Below are 19,034 nucleotides of genomic sequence, written 5' to 3'. Positions count from 1 at the left end.
AATGGGTATTAATCATGAGTGAAGAACGCAAAGTAAAACATGTACTTGGCTTATCAGGCGGCAAAGACAGCGCAGCCTTAGCTATTTATATGGCACGTAACTATCCTGAGATCGATATTGATTATTTCTTTACCGATACAGGTAAAGAGTTGCCTGAAGTTTACGAATATTTGGAACAGCTTGAGATTGTTCTCGGTAAGCCAATTTCTCACATTAACGACAAAAAAGGCTTCGACTATTGGCTTGAACAGCACAATAACTTTCTTCCTGCGGGGCAGCAGCGCTGGTGCACAATTCGTATGAAGCTTGAGCCATTTGAAAAGTGGATCAAACCCTATCTTGATGAAGGCTACGAAGTTGTATCTTACGTGGGTATCCGAGCGGATGAGCCATGGCGTGACGGTTACCGCCCTAACGAAAGCCAAAAATACTTGAAGATTAAAATGCCGTTTGCTGAAGATGGCATTAAGAAACAGGGTGTTTTAGATATTCTCGACAGCGCTGGCCTAGGTCTACCTAAATACTATGACTGGCGCTCTCGCTCTGGCTGTACATTCTGCTTTTTCCAAAGAAAAATAGAGTGGGTGCGCCTAAAAGAGATTCATCCGGAAGCGTTTGAAGAAGCGAAAGCTTATGAGAAACGAGCGGATACCAGCGCTAACGGTGAAACCTTCTTCTGGATGGGCCCTAATGAGCCTTTAGCGACTCTAGAAAACCCTGAACGTATTGCAGAGATCAAAGCAAACCACGAAAAGGTTAAGCAACGTTTCGAGAAGAAAAAAGCACGTGAACGCAAACGCCGCTTAGGTATGCATGCCATGGTTGATGAAAGTATGCTTATCGATACTTTAGACATGGACGCGATGTATGACCTTGAAGAAGGTGGCGGTGCTTGTGTGACTTGTTATAAGTAGTTTAAAAATAAAAAAGGAGTGACAATGTCACTCCTTTTTTATTTTATGGTCGGTTATCTAACCATGAAGTAACTCAGCTATTTGCGAGGTTAACTCCTTCTTTCTTTCAGTAAAGAACATTTCAGTTGGAACACCATCAACAGAATAGGCAGAATATTTTGCATCTAAAGCTCGATATAGCCAATTATTGCCGATATCACTACTTGCATAATAATCATTAGCAACAGAAGCAGGAGAATCACTTTTTCTTTGGTTATCGACCTGAGTTAACAGCATCATATTACCGAGGGAGTTAACTAAATCGTCTCGACTTTCTGACTGGAAGTAAGCACTTGGATTTGAAGCAGGCAAAGACTTAGGCTCAAAGTGGTCAAGGTGGCAACTTGCAGCATTAACAAACCCAGAAAAGAACTGAGGTTTTTTATCACTAAGCTTAACGCCTTTACTAGGGTCTCGACTCATTAGGTTAATTAACAAAACTTTAATTTCAAATTGGTTAGATGATTTATACTTCCAATCACTCAACCAACTTACTAACTCTTGTCTAGCATTAGGACTTCTCACAAAAGGGCCTGCATTACTGTTATGTGACCTTGTCGCATTAACCTTATTGTAAGCAGAAATTAGTTGTTTGGAGAGATTTCTAGGTAAAGTATAATCTTTTGATGAAAGAGAAGACACCCATACCTCTAAACATTGCTTATTAACATCATCACAAGAAGAGGTTAATATATCATCAAGCATAGAGTTCAAGCTATCAATATTTATCCTATTAACAGCACCTTGCTGAGTAATAGCCTTCCATAGAATAAAGTTAATTACTCCAGAAAGAATCCCCTCTTGTTTTTTAGCAATAAGTAGTTTCACTACTCGTTCAAAAATAGATTTATGTTCAGCCTCTGCAGTTAGAGAAACATCTAATACTTTTTGATACTTAACACCAACTCTCTGGAGAATAACCTTAATGGCATGGAAAACACTAATATCAAAGTTAAGGTCCTCTACAGAGTACTTACTTTGATTTTTTAAATATTCTGATATAGCAGTTCTGGTTTCTTTACCATTACTACTAAAATTCGTATTAGTACTTCCACTTAAAAAACAAGCACCTAAATATGAAACAAGAGCTGCATCAGATAAACTTGCATTAAAAATGTCATCTACCCATAATTCATCAACTTCATCGATGTGCTCATCAACCTGCTCATCGGATAATAAATTATTTTTATCGTTATAGATAACAACTCGTTTATAGAACTCATTTTTAATCAGAGATAGCTGACTTAGTTCTTTACTTCTGTCATTCAAAACATCAAAAAGAACTGTTGCATCACTCTGGTTACCTGTTTGAACTACACAGATATCAAGACTTTCTAGTATATTGGTTAAAATTTTTAACGTCTGTACTGCATTATCTAAAGGATGGCTATCTGCAACACGGAGACTAACCTCTTCAAATATTGCTTTTATGGCGCTCTTATATGTTGTTTCAACCTTTGGATCAGAATCAAACAAATCCAAGCAACTTTGGCTTGATAATATGAAATCAATAGAAAGTAACGAACTCTTTATTAGTTCGACGTGCTTTCTTCTAGAATAAGTAATCCTGAACTTAGAGTTTTCAAAGAAGTAATCCAATAATTTTTTATTTTCTTCAAAATAATCACTATCACTCTGATTCAATGAACTTAAAACACCTAAAGAGTTGTACTTATCCAAAACATCGTCACACTCACTCTTTGTTGTAGAATTACCTTTCTCTTTTATATCAACTAGTAGTTTTTGGTAACCATTATCAAAAACAGACTTAAAGAAAGGCTCTACTGCATTACCATCATTTTCTTTTAAAGATTTAATTTGTTTTTTTATATTAGCTATCTTTTCGTAATCGGGATCATCTAACTGAATTTGCTTTTCTATTTCTTTATTCAGTTCACTTATTTCATTCTTGCTATTACTACAATCCTTCTTAAGTATAAATACATACTCCATTGATTTTTTTAATGTCTCTGCTAACGAATTAGCGTGCACAAAAGCACCACATAAAAGAGCCTCACGGAGAGCAACTCTAGAAATAAGAAAAACACAATAATTAATCAAGAAAAGTGTAGTATAACGCTGCTGCCCATCAACAAGCTCATGGCAGTACTCATTATGAATAGAGCTTACAGATGCACCAGAGAAGTACTTACCGTCAGTATTGTTTAAAGTATCATTAACCAACAAGGAAACGTTATCCTTAGTCCACTCATAGGGTCTTTGATAATGAGGTATTTTAACCTGCACTTCGTGTGGACTTAAATGATTATCACCTTCGTTTTTATTAGTAAAATCATAAAAGTTTTTCAGTTTAGCGCCTACTAGATGCACAGTTGCTCCTAATAACTTAATAAATACTGCGTCCCATATTACTGTTAAGGATTTGAATATTCAACAAATTTCATTGACTAAGACCTCATTTCTAACCAGATACTCTAGAGAATACACGGAAGCTAAAACGCCCACGCTGCGCCTAACCCCATCTTTTTAAGGCCGCATTTACTGTCTCGCTGTGCACTGGCTTTCTTAGAGAGTTTCTTGAAGGAAACACGTACTCGCTGCCGCGACATAAACGCTTTACAGCTTTCAGAATAGCGATAACCTCGGGAGTAAGAGGAACTTTATGTATTAACCTCTTTTTCGCACGCTTCGCTGGCAACTACCATATTTACTCCTCACCCCAACGAGTACCGGTTGTTTCTTTAGAACGAAAGAGCGTGAGCAATTGGAACTCGAAAAGCAACTTATTGGCGGGTCTCATCGTCGACTGTACGACCATGGTCAATAAATCGGGCAATTCACTGATATCAACACAAACGAAATTACCCCGCTTGGGCTTCTGAAATACATCAACAATGCTACCTATAGGGTCGTTAATGTATTCATTATTGACTTCATAGTTCATGAGCCGACGAGACAGCGCGATAGTATAAGTTACGGCCTATAATTCCCTTTCTTTTCCAGCGGTCGCGTTGCATCAATCAGCATCGCTACCTTAATTTCGGACACCGGGATAGAGCCTAACTTAGGGTAAATATGTTTATTGAGTTTTTGCCAGTGCCCCTGAGCAGTTTTGTGGACAACGCGTGTATCTGCCTTTTCTAGCCACATACCACCGATTTGCTTAACCGTATTGATTCCGCGGCGCTTAAGTTGCTTTTAACTACACACGAATCCAAACCTTGAGCTCTCAGTTTTCTGATTTCTGGATATCGCCCTGAACCAAGACTTGAGCCATGCCCATCTGATGTACTGGATAAAGCGATTCAAGCAGTGCTGGATGAGCAATGATACTGTAGTTATTCGTATTCCGCACACGATGAAGCCGCCAACAATGGCGGCTTCATCATATGAGTTGATATCAATAACGCCTTTCGCTTTATCAAATCACTCTGCAAATAAATTTATTTCTAAAAGTACTTTTTGGGCTCCCGCCCCCCTGTGTAATTCAATGTTGAACCAGTCATAGTTATTCCCATCAGGTAATACCGCCTGATATGGAATCAAGGACTAGTAAAATGTCAGGATTTAAAAGCGGCTATGAGCCAACTCAGGATGATCTGGATAACCATTCAGATCAGTTGAACCCAAACAATGATGCCTACTGGCAGTCCAGAGGCGAAGATGAACGGCCTGAAGACTGGGAGGATATGGAATGAGTAAAAAACAAACTCCACCAAACGGACCAAGTAAAACTGGTAACCCTTCGGGTAAAGACCGGGGCAATAACCCTCCGCGCAAATAGTACAAAGGCAGCCGTTTAATAGGCTGCCTTACTCTTATGATATTGGTAGTATTTTTTATATACGTCTGGGTTTACCAGCTCATTCCAAGTAATGCCTTTAACTGCATTATACAACCTGTCCAACATCTCACAGAGGAAACCGATAACAGCAAAATCAAACCCATTACGACTAAAAGCTTCATAGATAAAATTTTCGATCCTATCAAAGCTAGGCTTCGTTTCCCCTCTTCTCCACTCTTTTAACCGATGAGAACGAGCCATATCTAACGTAACGCCTTCTCCAGAATCCTGCCTATCAATGTCAATAAACTTAGCTAAGGCCCCTACCTCAACATCGAGTAACTTAGCGATATAGCAAAGAAAACAATCAAAATGACACTTACCCTCAAAACTGAAAATCTCATAAAAAATGCCATATTTTGGCCATTTTGAAGCGTCTTCCATATCAGCTTCGGTATAACCGCCTTCTATAAGCATTTTGTTTAAAATCGTGACATCAAATGAAGCCAAAAGAGACAAGTAGAAATCAAGCTTGTATCGCATAATCACTTGGATATCATCAGTACTCATAGATGGAATGCCGTTCATCCCCAACACACGCTCTTGTGCTTGCAAGAATGCTTGTGTTTCCAAATCAGACAGTAAAGAGTTATCGAGACCTACTTTGAAATAATTGGATGCCCTTATTTTTTGTTCCTGACCGCCTTGGGCCCAGGCTTCCAAAGCCTGTTGTTCAGTACCAATTCGCTCTTTTAAATATGTAATGTAATAGGCCTTGTCGTAAATTTTATCGTTACGTAATTCAACGCCTTTAATCAGCCCCATCCATTCATACGTAGTATCAAACTTAGCAACGGGTTCCGGAGGCACCATATGAAGTAAGTCTGATTCACAAATACCCAACTCATCAAACATAAATGAAAGTACTTTCTTCGCTGACTTGGGAGATATTCCGGTTGTATGGATGTTATCCAGAGTACTATCACTTACAGGGATTTTGCCTCCACTAACCTTTGATATATGTTTCATCAGATTACGATATGATGACCCGAGGCCAAGATAAGTAAAAACCTCTTCAGTACTGGGCAAGAATACATATTTTTCCTCTCGTTTCGGTACTAGAAATTTTTTATCTTCATCTAAAATTCGAAACAAGTTGGCTTTAATATCCATCATTAATTCAAATTCCTCGAGCATCAAGCTGTTTGCGACATTCGTCAGCTAGGTATGGGTAGGTTTGAATAATTTTCCGCATAATGATTTCAAAACTTCGGTCATGCGCTTCGTTTTTGTCATATGTGGGAGACCAAGAAAGCATGTATCCAACTGAGTTGTGGCGGATTGAGTTTACTATTCGTCTTTTCTGGCTTTCATTGGTTAAATTATTCCAGTCAGAACCTTGGTTAAGCCTTTCATACTGACCTTTAGCTATATTTCTCCATGTTGAGACGGGGAATGGTGGGATGGGCTCGTTAGGTAATGCTTTAAGTTCTTTTTCAAAAATTTCAGCATCTTGTTCGTTATTTAGAGAGTTTAACTTGGAACAGTGTGGCCAAGAACACTTTATACCGTCGGTCAGAGGAAGAATATTTATTAATCTAAAGAACGGTTCTTTTATTGGTCTTGGTTTTATCATTTTAAGTGGCATGACATTACTGGTTATATCCGACTCCTGAAGGTTCTTGAAGAGAGCCTTAGCGTCAAACTCAGTGTATTTGAAATGCTTTACTAGGTTTTTGGGTGAGAAAGCTATGATGTCAGCCTCATCAACTATGCATGTTGCCTCTAGCTTTTCCCCTACATTTTGCACATCGGTAATGTCAGCAATAAAACCAGGGTGTCTATAAGGATGAATAATGACAGGAAGTATTAGCTTTTTATTCACACCTTTGAATACATCACAGTATAAATCGCGAATAACTTCACGTACGTAGTCATTGTCTACACCGTTATTATTACCGATGTTCGATATTTCATAATCCTCCATGCTATCGACCCAGCCATACCATAGATTTAACATGTCCTGTATTGTTTTGCCTATTTGGGGTAATGGCTCCCCATTCATAGCTATTGCAAAAACAGGGTTCCATAGATACTGAAAAATCTCTATATCGAGTCCATACCTATCGTAATACTCTCGCTCCGTCATCTCGGTAGTAAGTCGTTCAAATAACCTTTTTGTCATTGTCACTCCATTGAATTTTGTGTGATACGTCCCAAACAGGTACTGCGTTACTACCAACACTTAGGTTTTCGAGCACTACTAAATCATCACAGACATTGTTCAGAGAGGTTGGTGCGCCATTACCTTGTATGAATAGCCAACAACTTGATAGGCCACTTATTTTATATTAGGAACATTAACTCAATTAGGTCAAAGAGTACTTCATCGATATGTTAAGAAGGATGAATCTAACGAGATTTCGAGTGGTAACGTTTCAGAATAATTTGTCACGCAAGCACTAGTCACCAAAGATTATGACGGTAATCATTTAACGAGCTATACAGAACATACTTATTTTGGGGGAAAACGATAGTGGATTTAAGCACTTAATCGGGGTTATTGACACTATCACAACAGATGATTTAACGCCTGTACGAAGTATTATTGATACCGATTTCTATAGTGAAGAAGGTCATGGGGCTAAATATTGGAGTCGAACAAAAAATGAGTTCGGAACAAAACCAACCCAAGTAATGACAACGCATACCAGCGATGGAAGATGGAGTCGCTACACGGCTTATGAAAACGGAACTCACACATCAGAGTGCGGAACCTCGGAGTCAAATTTATCTGAGATAAACTGCTCTGACCATAATTAGTGATAAGATATGTAAAATCAACAAGATAAAATTATCTTATTAAACCTCTCTTACCCATATATTGTAAAGGAAATACGGATGTTAAAACCGCTAGGAATCGCCATTGCCGCCTCCACTCTTATGTTTTCAACTCTCACGACTGCCAGTGAGTCAGTTTTTGCACAAGCCTCGAGAGGGAGTTTCAACGATGCTGCTATTACAAAGCTTTTTGAACAGCAACCATCGCTGAGTGCCTCTGTGACGTTTGCAGGTACGCCAAGCAATACTTTTCAACAATCGATCGACAACAGTGCCCTAGCGTTCAGTGCAGTTGAAAATAGCACTATTGACGGTCGTCTGGTACAAGCCACGGTGGAAGCATTTCAGCAATACCGCCTACTCAGCGTCAAGGCATTCATAGAAACGCCGATAGAAATGTGCGTACTGATGAACCAACAAGACGTTGCTAATGATACGGCCATTACTATGATAGCGTCCCACCCTGCCGCTCTGAAACAGATTAACGCCTGGAAAGCTGGCATCCAACCGAAGGAACTAGAAATCCCTGAGGGAACCGCAGCAGCAGCAAAACTAGTAGCAGACCGCGAACTACCGACTGGAACGGCAGCTATCGGTGCTTGTGTACTCGATACCGTCTATAGCAATCTGAAAGTGGTTGAGAAAGGTGTTCAGGATAATAAGAACAACAAAACCTCATTTCTACTAATGAAAGTTGAGCCGCGCGAACAAACAATCAGCGAAGCTGAGGCACGAAAAGAGCTCACTGCGGCGATTGAGATTGGCAAGAAGTTAGCTAAAGTTAGTCAGTAAGATGCAGGCACCTAGCCAACTAACATTGTTAGTGAATTGAATTATCATAATGCAGCCAGACGTACTCTAATTGCGTCTGGTTTTTATTCCCTCATATTGAGAGACAGCTACTTCATCAGTGCTTTCGCCCGCAGTGAACTTCACCACACTGTTCAGCTAGATATTAACTCAGCATTTACTTCATTTTTTCTTAGTGAACAAAATAACCATATCTATAATTGTTACTGTAAATAATAAAAGCCACCCCACACCAATATCATCACGTAAAAGAGATAAAGGTGAGATGAGAAGTAGTGTATTTGCCAAAGCTCCCATGACCCAAAGGTCATTTTTAAACGAATAAATAACTTTACGGTGACTCAATATGTGAAAAATCCCGACAAGAATCAAAGGTGGGTAGTAAATCCAAAACATTACTAGTAACCCTTGTCCTCAGTGTCCTATAAACGTTTTACTTGTTGAGCCAATAAAAGTAAGAATGACAGTAACAACTGCTAAAGTTAATCCAATATTCATCTTCTTCATTGCTTAGTTTCACCACGTTGTTTGTGACTAACCTAACTTCAAATTTAGCAAAGGAATTATGGAGTCACTGAGAGGTGATTCCGATAGGATTCCCCAATGAGTTTTTTAGGTTGCGTTGTGGGGACTTTGGAAATAAAAAAGACATGCTAGCTTGGGTGTTCGATTAACTTAAGTTAGGGGTTCACTATGAAGAAAGTCTTCTGGAAAATTGTTTTCTCATTAATGTCGTTAGGCAGCGTAGCCGCAGTTATTGCCCCAAATGTACCTAAGGTTTTTTACTGGCTTGGATGGCTCTATATTATCCTAATGTTAGGTGTTGGTGTTTTGACCTTCTATGCTGCGAGAATTATAGCTTGGTGCGATAAAAAGTTGGAAATCAATAAGGATGAGTAAATGCGGTGTAGCACTTGCCCTAAAGCAGTACCTAATGTACGGATCGTGCCTTACGTACTGAGAAGCTTATGCCCCAAAACGTGTTTGAGCTAGCTCAGATAGCAACGAGGACTGGTAGTATTTCCCTATTTCTGCTTATACCATAAGTGTGTTTAGGGAATCGTGGGGCATACCGGTTCCTCTTCATTGTGCAATGGTTTAGGTTAGTGAAATGGCGTAACACTATATAGTGAATGGAATCCCTGATGTTAGATTGTGAACTTAATTACTTTGATAAACTTTTCTTAGATTTAAAGGAGAGAGAGCATAGTTATTGTCCATACAAGCTTGTGATCGAGGCATATCTTTACAGAAATCCTTCAAAGAAAAGGAAAACAAAACCCCAACTAAACCGAGATGAATCCTTTTGGAACTCAAAGTTTGTTTTTGACATTCCACTATCAACATATAAAACTGATATTTTCATCCTCGCGTTAACACGCTACTTCACACAGGATATCGCCAAAAATTTCAACTTAATGACTAAGATTTACGCAGAGTCTCCAGTGACTATTCGCACTGCAATTCGTCGTTCTCAATTGGTTTTAAAGAAAGAGCATGCAAAGTGGAACGAGATTAGAACACTAGCCAATCAAAACCCACATGAACTAGTAGAACTCATCACTACATGCGAAGCATTCCAATCAGCACATAAAGACAGGCTAAATTTAGTAAAGGAATTCAGCGAACCGTTACAGCCTTTAACTTTGTTTGAGTTGATGTCATTATCTGCTGCTTACTCATTTAAACACTTAAAGGAACAGGCTGTTTCGTTTGACGGTGGGCTCATAAGTGCAGATTCACAGTTAAGAGCGTTAACAGAGTTAATGCAATGGAAGCTGAGACATGTATCAAATGAAAGTTTTACCTTAAACGATATTAAGATTTCACAGTCTTTAAAGAAATATCATGCTCCTCTAATTTTTCCTTCAAATGAAGATAATTCTAGAGCAGAGGCTTTTTTAGAAATTTTCAGCCAATTAGTGCAAGCTCAAGTGGAACTCGATGAGTTTATATCTCAGAGTGTTTATCCATTCTGTTTTGATGATTCGCTTCTTTTTTCGGTCAAAAATGAACGTTTAACATTGACGCATCTAGATAGTGGTTTAGACGATACATGGGAGCGGAATGGAAATCGACAAAAAATGCTTAAGGGTTATTGGTTTAACTTAGCAGTAAATGAGTTCATAAGTTCTGGTATGGTATCCAAACAAATTGGAACAAGTGAGAACCATGAAAGTAACCAATTAGCTTACGTCAAAGCAATAGCAAGTTTACTCGAACTTCAAAAGGTGTATGGATTTACATCATCCGTGACCATTAGTTCAGGATTCAACGTCAATCTGTTCCAGGCACTATTAGCTCAAGAGCTAATGATATCTTTTTATTTCAAGGAGTATATCGAAGCATTTGATCGAGAGTATGCAGAGGTAGGTGATTGGAAGAAAGCCATTGGATTAGTTGCCATACAAGGACTAGCGACAGGACAAAATCGATTCCCCATCACATGGTCGCTTTGGAAAGATAAGGTCAATAATATTGTCGGCTGGACGGTATCGGATGATTTCCCTAATGGCAATATCAATGCAGCTAAAGCAATTTTAGATTTCTGGTGCCTTGATTTGAAAAAACGCAGTGCGCTTTTGAAAGCCTCACCGACCAGTGAACTTCAACAACTAACCGAAAAACCTGTCTTTAAAATCGGTAGTTATTGTGTTCAACTCCCTTGGCTAATGTCAGCTCAAATAAGTTCAGTTAATGCTGTAAATAATCTACGCCGATTTGCAAATCAACGTAGCTCATTGAGGGATGAGACAACAAGAATCGAAAACCAGCTGGGTGATGAATTTAAGCTCAGAGGGTTCTCAGTGTTAAAAAACTTTACCGCTAAAAGCTGTGGGGGTTCAGAAGCTGGGGAAATAGATTTAATTTGTGTAATAGATAACATCGTGATTGTTATCGAAGTTAAATCTACGTATTGCAGAACGACCAAGTCTGAAATCTTTTATCATCGAGATAAAACTTTACGCAAAGCAGGTATGCAAGTGAGGAAGAAAGTTGATGCAATAATAAGGGAGATTCAAGTAGATGATCAGCTTAGGAAAACTTTAAAGTTAACTACCGATACTCCCAACGTAGTTGGGTTGATTGCCGATACATCCATTGAATTTGACCATGAGTATTTTTCAGGTTTTATGAAGGTAACAATAGAAGAGCTTCTTATTGCATTAGCCGACAATGCCCACTTCTTATGTAACCAAGAACAAAAATTCTCGTCATCACTAGCGTCAGGTGAACAGGTGAACCTTGTTTCCGAAGCGCACTCATTGTACGAAAATGGGTTTAGTGGCAAAGAATTTCTAGAAGTTATAGAGCATTCTAGAGTCTGGGAAAGTGCAGACCATTTTAATTGTGGTAAGTCCTGAGAAACCAAGATAATTTCTAGGTTCTCCATTTACGGTTCACCTGTAACTCACTTTTGTCCAATTCTGAGTTACGACACTTTACAGAAGCGTGTGATCACCAAGCGATTCTGTCGTTTATCTCGGATTTACGACAGCAACTCCCCTATCCCAAGTACGCGTTGGTGATACTCACTCGATGATGGCCAAGTAGTTTGGAGATCTTTAGACGAACTTCATAATCATGTTGTTTCGCTTCTGCTTCGCTGATGTTAAGCGTACTCGCAATGTACTGATGATGCTTTTTTCCATGTGCCGCCTTGGACTGAACCGGACAACGGACACCCATGAGCTGATTGTACATTTCACAAGCAAAGTGTTTGCGTTCGCCGTGGCTCAGGTAAGAGGTATCTGCATGTTTGGTTTGTCGCCACGCGTCGCTCTGAAAAGCTTTAAATGACAGGTGAGAAGGGATAAGTGAATCCTGCCCAAGGGACTGCTGAAATGCCGCCACTCTCACCAGCAACCGGTACTTTTCTTCCGAATCCACAGGCAACGGCCTTGGCTGACCACCTTTCGTGCCACGTAACAACATCGGTATCCGTCCTCTGTGTAGCTCTTCTAAAACCCTCGACGCTTCTAAAAGCGCACCTTCCCTGAACCTGACACCAAAGGCACGCTGCAATTGCATCACAAAGCCGACTTCAGAGGTGACATGTGTCAGCACTTTTTCATGAAGTGCCTCTTTGACTGAGCCATCGAAGGTGGCAATGCCAGATTTTGGAGTAAAACCTAAATCACGTGTCGCGTTCACAACACACGCTTCATCCCCTCTTGCTTGTGCAAGCGCTCGATTGACATGTGAAAGATAATCGCGGGCGGTTGCTGGAGATAACAATTCTTCGTCGGCGTTGTTTTTCAGGAACTCACCAAAGCTAACGACGTGCTGCTTTTCTATCTCGTTTAACCGTTTGACATACGTATTGGTTTTGATGAAAGAGATAAAGTGCTTCAAAGCCGGCAACCTGGCTCTGTGAGTGTTAGTGACCATGCCGCCCTGATTTTCAAAACTGGCATTAATGAGCGCTTTAACCATGTCTCTCGACCCCAAATTGAAATTCGGCTTATTAAAGTCTCTTGGGGCCTTTGCCAGATGACCAACGTAGTTGCTCTTTTTCATGACTTACTCCTTTTTCGAGAAGGAAGTAAGACAAACGACACAACGAACAATTGTGTTCAGTCACTATTTAGGAGCAACATGAGCGCAGGCATCACCTCTCAGAACGAGGATATCGTATCGCCTGAGATGAATTTTGATTAATAGCGATCGATATGAAGTTGGATTTCAGCTTCCTCCGTTTCATATAAAAATGGTTGGGACAGATACTGGAAATAATCCTCAAGCAGAGCCCTAAGACCGAGATATTGCTGGTCTAAATTCGCTTCATTTTGACACCCAATATCAAAAACCGTGTCGGTGTGCTACGTATACAGACAATCAATTTGGTCGGTATTATCGTTCCATCAATAGACTTTCGACGCTGAACCAATTGAAGCATAAATAATCGCTTTTTATGTGCTCAACTTTACAACCAAACAGTATTAACACTATCAGGCCCAGATAGACGCTGCGATTTAAAGTTACACCTTGTCCCATTTGCTATCCTTATCGACACGTTGGTCGCGCTCATCGTTTGTCGAGTAGCCTCTTTTCCAGGCAGAAAACACGAGGCTTCTCTTATCGCCCACGTCTTTAACCTGAAAGAATTGGGTTGATCAGCAGGTAGAACACCAGTATTCCCAAAATGATGCCTTTACAGAGCGTGGCCAAAATCACATCAAGCGTCTCGTTAAAAAAGCAGTGCCACCATGGTGCTCGGTTAAGTAGCGCATCGAGTTTTCTTTCCTGTGATTCTATACGTTGACCTATAGCCTTGTTTTGCTCGTTAATGAGTTTCTTCACTTCAGCTTTCTCTTCTTCTGTCATGTGAACTCCCTTTCTTTCGTGTTTAACCTTCGTTCATGTCCGCCCGAACACCCTGCTAATGCGCACTGCAATCTTTTTTGTATTGCTGGAAATTGGTTTGGATTAAATGAAGTTCATCCTCACCGGCCATCGTTTGTTTCATCGACTTTTCAATCCGCTCTTCATAACCCCGGCAGCGAGCCTGAAAGGTTGGTTCAGATATGTGGTTCGCTAACAGGAAAATTACCGTAAGTATCGTGAGTATCGTAATCGCCATTATTTCGATGCCGGGTTTGATTGGTTGCACTTCTACCTCTTTTCTGTCCGTAGTCATATTCTGTCTCTCTTGTTAAAAACCGAACGGCTTAAACCAGCCAGCGTTTGTTTCGTTTCGGTTGCTTCTGTTCAAACCTAAAACCGCCAATATGGAATAAAACAATGACGACGTAAGAGACCACCGCACTCAGCCAGGCTTGTGTGGCTGCCCCGAGGTATTCACCGCACGCCACAACGGCAAACGCCAACGTCACCGACACACCCTGTAAGAAGTACCAGTTAAACGTTGGCGGGCGGGAAAACAGCACCCGCCACTCTTCCAGCAAAATGGTTAAGACCAGGAACAATCCAACCCAAACGAAAAAGGTATCGTAGGCCCGGGCAGCGGCCCAATAACCCGGAAAATCTGGACGATGAAGCCCCTTTAACAGAGGTTGGTTGAGTTCGACTAAGAGTGTCAGTTGCCCATAAACAAACGTTGCGATGACAAATACACTGATGCCAGTCAGCACAAGCCGACTGCAAGTCAGTTGCCGGAGAGTTCGCCAAAATGACAGCTTAAAACTGGGCACAATGATGAAAAGCGAAATCAGCACCGTCAGCACGCCACTGAGTGAGATGGCCAACCATTCCGACACGCTGCCCACGGTAAGAAAACAATAGAGAGTCAACCCTATACGGAGTACCAAAAGCATGATGCCCTCCTGTTTTTTAAGACGCTAACGAGTGCGAGGGAGAACGGCCCACGCACTCGAGTTCAGAAACTATTCAGGCATTCATGCCTGTGGGGCCGCAGGGTCTTTAAGGTGAAGATGAGGGCCACCCTTTGTACGGTTTCGATAGACGTACGCAATGTCTAAAGCAGCGGTAATTTCTGGCAGGAAGAAAAGCAGGTAGTTAGCCCCTTCTGGCGCATTCGAAGTACTCAAAGCAGTCAGTGAATAACACATCATCACTAACATCATGATACTCATCGGCAGCGGCGGTATCGCCAACGAGGAATACGTGTCTTTATTGTGTTCGTCAAAGACTTCACCGATAGCGTTTGTCCTGCCCATTCCAAGACAACGGAACAGTGTTATCGCTCTTAACGGCATATAGACACCCGTCAGCAAAATCACAGCACCGACTGTGACCAGTAACTGTTCGAGCAGAGGCATGGGTTGTTCTACAGCTGAAATATCAGCCACGCTGTTTAACTCTCCCATTGAAAGATAACTACTCACGGCGCACACAATGACAACGCCCCAACGCAGCGATGAGGATTGATTTTTCCACATTTTGGTCTGATAAAAACGTTTGGGCGCAAGCAAAAAACCGGCGAGATAAAAGCCGAGGAACGGCAGAGTACCAACCAAAATCCCAAACGCCAGCCATCCCCACTGGCCAGAAGCAGAAACCAGGTATGTACTTAGGGTTAACAGGCAAGCGCCTAAAACAAACAAGAGCAATACCAGCCCCAGACGTTTCATTAAATTAAAGAAGTTGATGGTACGTGATATAAACATGGTCATAGCAATATCCTTATATGAATTACTCACTAACCATTAAATCAGACTTGCCTTCTCCCACAAGTTAATACAAAACTATATATTTCAGTTATTTATAAAACATTAAGAACACTGTTTAATGATAAAAATGACACGCCAGGAAAAACCAGCCGATAATAGTGTCATTGCGACAATTATCGCTGTGTTGTCCAAGTTGAAGAGAGTCCTTATCCACTCAACATCCCAAACCCATCATTTGGGTCTGGGAACACGCCCGGTTAACTGCGCCGTTTCGAAAAACAATTTTAAAATGGCGTACTTCTCTGCCCTCACTTGCGCGGTTTCACAGCGAGTACGCTGCCAATATCCAATGATTTGACGCTTGCCGACTTTCTGTAGTCGTTCGCCGAGATACGGCTCATGTATAAAGATGTCATCGAGTATCGCAATCAAGCGCTTAATTTGTTTGCGCCTAAACGGGATCCCTCGTTTGTGATAAGGCGCCATTACAGTCAAAATTTGCTTTTTAGTGTCGCGGTTCATGGTCACCCCAAAGAATTTGACTAAAAACTCGCCTGCTCTTTTGGGCACTGTCTGACTCTTTTCTTTTTGTTACCATCATAATTCCTATATTCACACTACATGACGATCACGTCCGTCAACGAAGTAGTGCAAAGCGCGGAATTAAGACAAAGTGTTAATGTTTATTTTTAATTAAACTTGTAACCAATTGAAATAAAGTCACAAAGTCATTGATTAATAGATTGGTACATAGCAATTGCGCAGCACACAGGCTGTTTCGATAAATGATGACGTCGTGGGAGTCAAGGTGTTCCCTCTTCCAGAGGTCAACATGGGCTTATTGCATCCTCACCTTCACTTATAGAACGCTTTCCACCTTTTGTGGATCAGTTGGGCGTGTTGCATCCTCGTTCTGACTGGTGGCGCAGTCGACAGCTGCATTTGGGCTTATTGCATCCTCCACCAGGGGGCTATGTGTTTTTTTGTGCGTAGTGACGTTATGTATTGAGTGGGCATTGGGATAACAGCGCCGGACTAATGTCGCCTGCCATCGTTCTCAATCACCGAATAACGCCTGAACTTCCATTCACTTCTTTAGATTTTGTTCCGCACCCCTTACCAGTCCTGGATTGGGTTAAAGTTTGCGGCTTCGTCTAATTTCTTAACTTAAATTAGACGAAGCGGTGATGCACCTTTGTGCATCGGTTAATCGCTGTTTCCTCTTTCTCGAACTAGGGTTCTCGGAAAGCCCCTCTAATAGAGCCCAACCAAGAAGTAGGAACATCGAGCATTGAGGTAAGCGATAATTGTATTTTCATGTGAGTTATCCTTTATATGCAGTTATGCGACAGAACATAAACGCCATTGCGTTTGCATCTGGGGTAAGACAACGATGAGCAGAATTGGAATATGTTGAACCAAGAAAAATGAGCGACAACGAGAGGGTTGAATATAGGCTCAGAGGGGACGGTAGCCTAAGAATAGACGCTAATACAGACGTAATCGGCGTAGAAGCCTTATATAAAAATCGGTGGGTCTAACTCTAGAAATTAAACCCACCGATACTGATGTGAGTTGCTCGTGTTTACATTGAGTACCTGTACCAATGAGAAAGGAGCAAACTCTATTTCATACTCCTTATTGACCATTAGGACGGAAAAACGCCTCGTCTTGAGGCATAAATTGTTACGCCTAACTATTTTCATCGAAATCCTGTTGTGGTTTTTATTTGAACTGTCTGCGCTTGTGGGCGGTTGCGAATGACGGATAAACGTACTTAGATTGAACGTATTTCGTATAGACACTTTAGCCGTCTATATTTCTATCTCCGGTTTTTAACGTTTTTCATCACCTACCTGAAGGCTTTTTATTCCTGCAATTAACATTATTTCGTAATCACAAAAGTGAATATCAATCTCATTGTCCATTTAACTTAGGAGATTTTGAACAAGTTTAAAGAGGTAAAAACGTGAGAGGCGAGTCACAGAGTCGGTGGGTATAGTCTCTTAGTGATCACAAGCTAGCAATATTCCCTCGCTAACGCGTTTCTGGATAAATGTGTCAGTGGGATTACAAAATCAAAGGTGAAAGTATCAGTTCATAAATTGATGATTCAGATGAATTTGTGCTTTGTCGCAAACACTATTCAATAATATGCTTATATAATTAAAAGCTGTTATCGCTATCCGAGTAAGTGCATGCATAGTTTCAAAGAGTTAAAGCAACGCCAAAGGGCTGAACGGAATAGTTACCCTCAAAATCTTAGCCTTCGAATTCATCGCGCACTAAGTTGGCTGAATAAATCTGAACTTTGCGACGATGATGACTCTCAATTCATCTTCCTGTGGATCGCCTTCAACTCCGCCTATGCACAAGAGTTTGAACAAAGACAACAATTTGGCGAGCAAGGGCTCTATGGGAAGTTTTTGGAAAAGCTAATCACTTGTGATCAGCGTGAACAGTTACACAATTTAGTGTGGGATGAGTACTCCAACACTATTCGAGTGATCTTAGACAATGAGTTTATTCTGCAGGCATATTGGGACTTTCATGCTGGTAGAATTACAGAAGAAAGCTGGAAAAACGAGCGTAGTAAAGCTAAAGCTGCAGCTAACAAAGCGCTAAGCCAAAACGATACTGCAAAGGTTCTATCTATATTGTTTTCTCGCCTTTACACCCTGCGTAACCAGCTTATCCACGGCGGCGCGACTTATTTGAGCTCAGCAAATAGACAGCAGCTCAGAGACTGCTCCGGTATTCTAAAAAAACTGGTACCCAGTATTATTGAAATCATGATGGACTCCGCAGACAAAGTTTGGGGAGAAGCTGTTTATCCGCTTATCAACCAAAAATAGTTCAACGACAAACTAATGGGCCGCCACCGCTCTCCTAGGCAAATGGCGTCCATTGAAACTAAAACAATAATCGAGAACAATTACTATCTATGGTCTCATGCGAGCCTTTGGACTTAGCCACCAGCGCTTTTTGAGAAAGCTATCAAGCTTAGACACATACATACCTGTAGCCCGCGGATGCCATGATGGGTCTTCTTCCTGCCTTTCTTTCAGCCAATTAAGTAAAACAATGACTTCTTCATCAGACAATTCAGCGTTATTCCAAGCACTTTCCGCATCTAATACATCCATCCTCCTATGTTTAGGATAAGTTGAATAGAATCGTAAAAACTCCTCGTTCACAACAGGCTCTGCTTTCACCGAAGCGTCATCTGTTAATGGTTCAGCAATGCCATATGGCCTTTGCTCTGCTTGTTGTGTGGCATTGACCAAGCCTTGTTGGTCTTTTGAGTCTTTTTCCATGATCTTCTCCTTCAAGATTTAAAATTCATGTTTCGTCACATCGCGCGATGTGCGTCGTTGGACTCTTGTAATAAGTCGATATGAATAGTTTTTAAAATCTGTTGAAACACAAAAAAAGACGATCATCACACCGGGCCAATTGCACTGGGTTGTATATCTGTTTATATCTAACAATAAGCATTAGCTCTGTTCATGCGGCCTTCACCAGACCTAAACACATCCGTCCAGTCAAGCTCTCAAAACACTATTTTCTCGAGAAATTACGCAAAAATAT

Annotated in this window: 18 protein-coding genes; 6 read left to right on the top strand and 12 right to left on the bottom strand. The window is 40.9% G+C overall.

What is annotated here, in order from left to right:
• Positions 1 to 14 precede the first annotated feature (14 nt).
• The gene (locus WJM94_RS00210) at positions 15 to 914 is read left to right on the top strand and encodes a phosphoadenosine phosphosulfate reductase domain-containing protein (protein WP_444492234.1); all 900 of its coding nucleotides are present in this window, start codon (positions 15 to 17) and stop codon (positions 912 to 914) included.
• Between the two features lie 57 nt (positions 915 to 971).
• Here the strand turns inward: WJM94_RS00210 and WJM94_RS00205 are convergent, their stop codons facing one another.
• The 3 genes from WJM94_RS00205 to WJM94_RS00195 form a co-directional block, all read right to left on the bottom strand.
• Positions 972 to 3,284, bottom strand: coding sequence for a GmrSD restriction endonuclease domain-containing protein (locus WJM94_RS00205; RefSeq protein ID WP_444492233.1), 2,313 nt, complete (start codon positions 3,282 to 3,284; stop codon positions 972 to 974).
• Positions 3,285 to 3,887: 603 nt separating this feature from the next.
• Entirely contained in the window at positions 3,888 to 4,064 is a 177-nt protein-coding gene (locus WJM94_RS00200; RefSeq protein ID WP_444492232.1) for a phage integrase central domain-containing protein, read from the bottom strand.
• A gap of 79 nt (positions 4,065 to 4,143) precedes the next feature.
• The gene (locus WJM94_RS00195) at positions 4,144 to 4,269 is read right to left on the bottom strand and encodes a hypothetical protein (RefSeq protein ID WP_444492231.1); all 126 of its coding nucleotides are present in this window, start codon (positions 4,267 to 4,269) and stop codon (positions 4,144 to 4,146) included.
• 202 nt (positions 4,270 to 4,471) lie between these two features.
• Between WJM94_RS00195 and WJM94_RS00190 the strand changes: the two genes are divergently transcribed.
• On the top strand, positions 4,472 to 4,612 hold the full coding sequence (locus WJM94_RS00190; protein ID WP_444492230.1) for a hypothetical protein: 141 nt from the start codon (positions 4,472 to 4,474) through the stop codon (positions 4,610 to 4,612).
• A gap of 101 nt (positions 4,613 to 4,713) precedes the next feature.
• On the opposite strand, the gene WJM94_RS00185 is transcribed toward WJM94_RS00190, so the two are convergent.
• Together WJM94_RS00185 and WJM94_RS00180 are read right to left on the bottom strand one after the other, a co-directional pair.
• Complete coding sequence (locus WJM94_RS00185) at positions 4,714 to 5,874, bottom strand: hypothetical protein (RefSeq protein ID WP_444492229.1); 1,161 nt, start codon at positions 5,872 to 5,874, stop codon at positions 4,714 to 4,716.
• 4 nt (positions 5,875 to 5,878) lie between these two features.
• Positions 5,879 to 6,883 (bottom strand): hypothetical protein, encoded by a 1,005-nt coding sequence (locus WJM94_RS00180; protein ID WP_444492228.1) that lies wholly within the window; start codon positions 6,881 to 6,883, stop codon positions 5,879 to 5,881.
• Between the two features lie 716 nt (positions 6,884 to 7,599).
• Between WJM94_RS00180 and WJM94_RS00175 the strand changes: the two genes are divergently transcribed.
• From WJM94_RS00175 to WJM94_RS00165, 3 genes are all read left to right on the top strand, one after another.
• Positions 7,600 to 8,331, top strand: a complete 732-nt coding sequence (locus WJM94_RS00175; RefSeq protein WP_444492227.1) for a prephenate dehydratase domain-containing protein — start codon at positions 7,600 to 7,602, stop codon at positions 8,329 to 8,331.
• A gap of 711 nt (positions 8,332 to 9,042) precedes the next feature.
• On the top strand, positions 9,043 to 9,249 hold the full coding sequence (locus WJM94_RS00170; RefSeq protein ID WP_243976583.1) for a hypothetical protein: 207 nt from the start codon (positions 9,043 to 9,045) through the stop codon (positions 9,247 to 9,249).
• A gap of 245 nt (positions 9,250 to 9,494) precedes the next feature.
• The gene (locus WJM94_RS00165) at positions 9,495 to 11,714 is read left to right on the top strand and encodes an NERD domain-containing protein (protein WP_444492226.1); all 2,220 of its coding nucleotides are present in this window, start codon (positions 9,495 to 9,497) and stop codon (positions 11,712 to 11,714) included.
• Between the two features lie 142 nt (positions 11,715 to 11,856).
• Here the strand turns inward: WJM94_RS00165 and WJM94_RS00160 are convergent, their stop codons facing one another.
• The 6 genes from WJM94_RS00160 to WJM94_RS00135 form a co-directional block, all read right to left on the bottom strand.
• Entirely contained in the window at positions 11,857 to 12,870 is a 1,014-nt protein-coding gene (locus tag WJM94_RS00160) for an integrase domain-containing protein (RefSeq protein WP_444492225.1), read from the bottom strand.
• A 573-nt stretch (positions 12,871 to 13,443) separates the two neighbouring features.
• Entirely contained in the window at positions 13,444 to 13,677 is a 234-nt protein-coding gene (locus WJM94_RS00155; RefSeq protein ID WP_014231388.1) for a hypothetical protein, read from the bottom strand.
• Between the two features lie 55 nt (positions 13,678 to 13,732).
• A complete protein-coding gene (locus WJM94_RS00150; protein WP_014231387.1) occupies positions 13,733 to 13,990 on the bottom strand; it encodes a hypothetical protein in 258 nt (85 codons plus the stop codon).
• Positions 13,991 to 14,021: 31 nt separating this feature from the next.
• Positions 14,022 to 14,627: a hypothetical protein gene (locus WJM94_RS00145; protein ID WP_444492224.1), complete on the bottom strand. Its 606-nt coding sequence runs from the start codon at positions 14,625 to 14,627 to the stop codon at positions 14,022 to 14,024.
• 81 nt (positions 14,628 to 14,708) lie between these two features.
• A complete protein-coding gene (locus tag WJM94_RS00140) occupies positions 14,709 to 15,446 on the bottom strand; it encodes a hypothetical protein (protein WP_444492223.1) in 738 nt (245 codons plus the stop codon).
• Positions 15,447 to 15,674: 228 nt separating this feature from the next.
• Positions 15,675 to 15,965: a hypothetical protein gene (locus WJM94_RS00135; RefSeq protein WP_041170311.1), complete on the bottom strand. Its 291-nt coding sequence runs from the start codon at positions 15,963 to 15,965 to the stop codon at positions 15,675 to 15,677.
• A 1,676-nt stretch (positions 15,966 to 17,641) separates the two neighbouring features.
• Here WJM94_RS00135 and WJM94_RS00130 point away from each other — a divergent pair.
• Positions 17,642 to 18,298, top strand: a complete 657-nt coding sequence (locus WJM94_RS00130) for a hypothetical protein (protein ID WP_444492222.1) — start codon at positions 17,642 to 17,644, stop codon at positions 18,296 to 18,298.
• Between the two features lie 87 nt (positions 18,299 to 18,385).
• On the opposite strand, the gene WJM94_RS00125 is transcribed toward WJM94_RS00130, so the two are convergent.
• Entirely contained in the window at positions 18,386 to 18,760 is a 375-nt protein-coding gene (locus WJM94_RS00125) for a hypothetical protein (protein WP_444492221.1), read from the bottom strand.
• Positions 18,761 to 19,034 lie beyond the last annotated feature (274 nt).

Source organism: Vibrio sp. YIC-376, from assembly GCF_052353105.1.
In the GTDB taxonomy this organism is placed as follows: domain Bacteria; phylum Pseudomonadota; class Gammaproteobacteria; order Enterobacterales; family Vibrionaceae; genus Vibrio.
This window is presented reverse-complemented; position numbering and strand designations above follow the sequence as displayed.